Origin of the sequence: Geobacillus sp. WSUCF1 (assembly GCF_000422025.1) — a bacterium.
GTDB lineage: Bacteria > Bacillota > Bacilli > Bacillales > Anoxybacillaceae > Geobacillus > Geobacillus zalihae.
Window position 1 is genome coordinate 1 of sequence record NZ_ATCO01000084.1, and the last position, 1,097, is coordinate 1,097.

1 protein-coding gene is annotated in these 1,097 nt (G+C 41.9%); it reads left to right on the forward strand.

The window, feature by feature from the left end:
• Window positions 1-30: 30 nt before the first annotated feature.
• Window positions 31-1,076, forward strand: a protein-coding gene (locus tag I656_RS17970) for an IS630-like element ISBs2 family transposase (RefSeq protein WP_128570079.1) whose coding sequence is annotated in 2 segments (ribosomal slippage) — window positions 31-534 and window positions 537-1,076 — 1,044 coding nt in all. Because the reading frame shifts where the segments join, the coding sequence is not laid out codon by codon here.
• Window positions 1,077-1,097 lie beyond the last annotated feature (21 nt).

The following is a 1,097-nucleotide window of genomic DNA, read 5'->3' on the forward strand; positions in this document are numbered from 1 at the left end:
AAAGAGAAAATAGGGGAACGGAGAGAAAATATGATGCCAAATCACAAAGACGAGATCGAAAAGTTGTCCACTGCCATGAAAGAAGCAAAAAGTAAACGAGCATATGAACGCTACCAAGCGATTTATCTTCATTTGCAGGGATATACCAAAGGAGAAATCGCAACGATTATTGGTCGATCCAAGAAAACTATTTATAACTATATTCATGCCTACGCCCAGCGCGGTCTTGATGGACTGGAGATGAAATACTCACCTGGCGCCCCACGTCGATTGACCCCTGAGCAGGAAAAAGAGCTGGCTTTGATCATTGAACATCAGCTCCCCGTAGATGTGGGATTCGAAGCAAAATATAATTGGACGCTTGCGATAATCGCTGAACTCATTCAACAAAAGTGGGGGCCAACATACACGCTTCGCGGAACAAGTGACATTCTGCATCGGTTAGGGCTAAGCTATACGAAACCGACCTATACACTAGCCAATGCCGATGAAGAGAAACAAAAAGAATTCGTCGAAATCACCTTCCCTGAAGTAAAAAAAAACTGGTAGATGGGAACATCGCCCATGTCCTCGTTCAAGATGAGTCGATGATTCGTGATTACCAAGCGATTCAAAAAACATGGTTTGTCAAAGGAAAACAACGAATCATTCCGACGTTTGGAAAACATCAAGGGCTGAAGCTGATTGGCACGTTGAACTACGAAACAGGGGAAGTGTTTTGCATCGAAGAAGAACGCTATGACGCGGAAACATTTCTTCGATTTCTTCAACTTGTGTTAGAACGCTATCCCACAGGCAAAATAGTGATGATTTTAGATAACGCTCGAATTCACCATGCCAAACTCATTCAGCCATTTTTAAAAGAACACGAAGATCGGTTAGAGCTCGTCTTTTTGCCACCATACAGTCCGCAATTGAACTTGATTGAAGGGCTATGGAAATGGCTGAAATCAGACGTGATTTACAACGTGTTCTATTCGAGTGTGCAAGAAATTAGAAAGAATGTCCAAGCCTTTATTCAGCGAATCAACCAGAAACCAGAACAAACGATCGATCGTTTGTGTGTTCAGTTGTAAATCTTTAATTCAACTTATATA